The organism is bacterium, assembly GCA_040757115.1.
Lineage (GTDB): Bacteria > UBA9089 > CG2-30-40-21 > CG2-30-40-21 > SBAY01 > JBFLXS01.
In genome coordinates this window covers 1-2,089 of the sequence record JBFLYA010000400.1, presented here as the reverse complement: position 1 = coordinate 2,089, position 2,089 = coordinate 1, and the positions used below count along the sequence as shown (strand labels likewise).

The window sequence follows — 2,089 nt, the reverse complement described above, 5'->3', positions numbered from 1 at the left end:
AATTCTTTTATTCTTATTTTTGATTTTTAATATTTAATATTTGATTTTTTTTATTGCCTTACAAGTATTTTTGCATTTTGCTTTGTCCTTTTGATTTGGACATTTTGATATTTGCATTAAACTCCTTTTGAGGAATATTTCGCACCGGTATCCTATTGTTTAACAAAGGGTTACTTCTCAAATCAACGCAATTTGGAACACGCTAAACACGTACCTTTGGTTGAGAAAAAATAAGTGGGTATAATCAAAATGGCAGAAAAACAAGATATAGAGATATTAATCACAGAAGATGGTTACATCACCTATCATATTAAAGGGATTAAAGGCAAAAAATGCGTCGAGGTAGCGAAAGCTTTGGCTAGTCCTCTTGGAGAAATTGAGAATATGCAAATGACTTCAGAATATTATGAACAGGAAAAGAAAGTTAAAGAGATTACAAAACAAAATGTCTCTCAACAGGTTAGACCATCTTGACAACAAACTTTTAATTTTTCCGGTAGTGTCCGAAAATAACTCATACCAGATATCAAATAGCCTTATCCATTTTTTATCTTTGCCTGTGCGGCGGCTAAGCGGGCAATGGGCACTCGATATGGTGAACAGGAGACATAAGTCATATTGACTAAATGGCAGAATTCTACGGAACTGGGTTCTCCACCATGCTCGCCACAGATACCGAGTTTAGGATTTGATTTTGTTAGTTAGTAAATCCCTATCATCTGATACGATTTTTTTTCAAATATGCTATACATCTATCTAATCGACTCCTACATCAAGAGGAAGTTGGTATAATTCTTCTCTCTTTATCCATTTCCCTCGTTTAAATTTCGTCAATAAATCAATGATAATTTCTCTTGTTTCTTCATTAGTTATGTTTAAAGCAATACCATGCTGGGGTTGTGGTAGAGTTGATTTTTCAAAATGGAGCTCAGCAGATTTAAGTGCTTTTGTCAAGAGTTCACGGCAAGAATTTCGTAAAGCCCTTTTTATAGTTTTAGACTGCCAGTGTTCATAGAAGTTGAAGGTAGTAGCATTAAACAATCAGTCATATTCAAATTCAATAATTCCCGGGATAGTCATACGACCTATTCCACATACTATTTCTGTTAATATTCGTTCACAAAATGTCTGTTCGCAATAATTAGCCATATCATCAGATTGAGAAATATTGGGATCCCATGGGATATAAAAGAGGGGAAACAAGTCATCATCAGGAAAAATCTGCTGTAACATTATCCCTTCACCAATGCTCTTTTTTAATAACTCAGGAATTTCTCCCTGACCATAATTATTGCGAAGATAAACCCTTTCTTGATAAAAATCAATGCCGATAACCCCCGTCCTTACTGGCTTAAAACCAGCTTTACTTAACTCACTTCGAATCTGAGAGATTCCTTCTTCCGGATTATGGGTTTCAGAATGTGTCGTAACATAAACTAAATAAAGATTAGGAAAAACATCTACCTTTAGTCCTACAGCTAAATTAAATTGTTCTCCATTTTGCAGAAGTAAAGAATGAGCCTGCTCTACCGATTTTTTAGATGTAGGGCTGAACATTTGAGTTTTACATTCTATGATAACAAATCAGTTATTCCATCTCTTGAGATTAAAAGGTCTGGTTCAGGTACATTCACATAAGAGATAGATAATTTCGTAAGTCTTTCCCGTAACTCAGGAGAGAGTGGCATCGATGGGCCAATAGCAAATAATTCATATCCTAACTCTTTTAAGATAGGTCGAAGTGGATAATTATCATGAAGTGGTTGGAGGAGCCATAACATTAAATTCAGTTGATAGATTGGGTCTTTAATTACTTCACTCACTTTCATATTGAATACCTCTTTTTTTTATCGAAGTGGAGATGACTTCATTATATTTCCGATTTCCAATCCAGACTTCTACGGCTGAGTCAATATAATGCTGGATATTTGTAACCATGCGATGGATAGTATTTCCACATGTCCCAACTTCATACTAAAACGACCATTTTGGTCTAATTTTTGCCATTTTTAAAAATGAAATATCAATAATATCAGTGAGTTAGAAAATTAAATATTTAAAAAATCCATTTGTAGTGGCAAAATCTTGT

General features: G+C 34.2%; 4 protein-coding genes and 1 pseudogene. 1 reads left to right on the top strand and 4 read right to left on the bottom strand.

The features are described 5' to 3' along the window. Window positions 1–249 precede the first annotated feature (249 nt). Window positions 250–474 carry a DUF2997 domain-containing protein gene (locus AB1422_19125; GenBank protein ID MEW6621414.1) on the top strand — a complete coding sequence of 75 codons (225 nt, stop codon included), beginning with the start codon at window positions 250–252 and terminating at the stop codon, window positions 472–474. 62 nt (window positions 475–536) lie between these two features. On the opposite strand, the pseudogene AB1422_19120 reads toward AB1422_19125, so the two are convergent. From AB1422_19120 to AB1422_19105, 4 genes and pseudogenes are all read right to left on the bottom strand, one after another. Continuing rightward, window positions 537–698 (bottom strand): annotated as a pseudogene (locus AB1422_19120) (putative PEP-binding protein). Window positions 699–756: 58 nt separating this feature from the next. After that, entirely contained in the window at window positions 757–1,041 is a 285-nt protein-coding gene (locus tag AB1422_19115; protein MEW6621413.1) for a hypothetical protein, read from the bottom strand. After that, complete coding sequence (locus AB1422_19110; protein ID MEW6621412.1) at window positions 1,042–1,557, bottom strand: hypothetical protein; 516 nt, start codon at window positions 1,555–1,557, stop codon at window positions 1,042–1,044. A gap of 14 nt (window positions 1,558–1,571) precedes the next feature. Further along, window positions 1,572–1,829: a hypothetical protein gene (locus tag AB1422_19105; GenBank protein ID MEW6621411.1), complete on the bottom strand. Its 258-nt coding sequence runs from the start codon at window positions 1,827–1,829 to the stop codon at window positions 1,572–1,574. Window positions 1,830–2,089 lie beyond the last annotated feature (260 nt).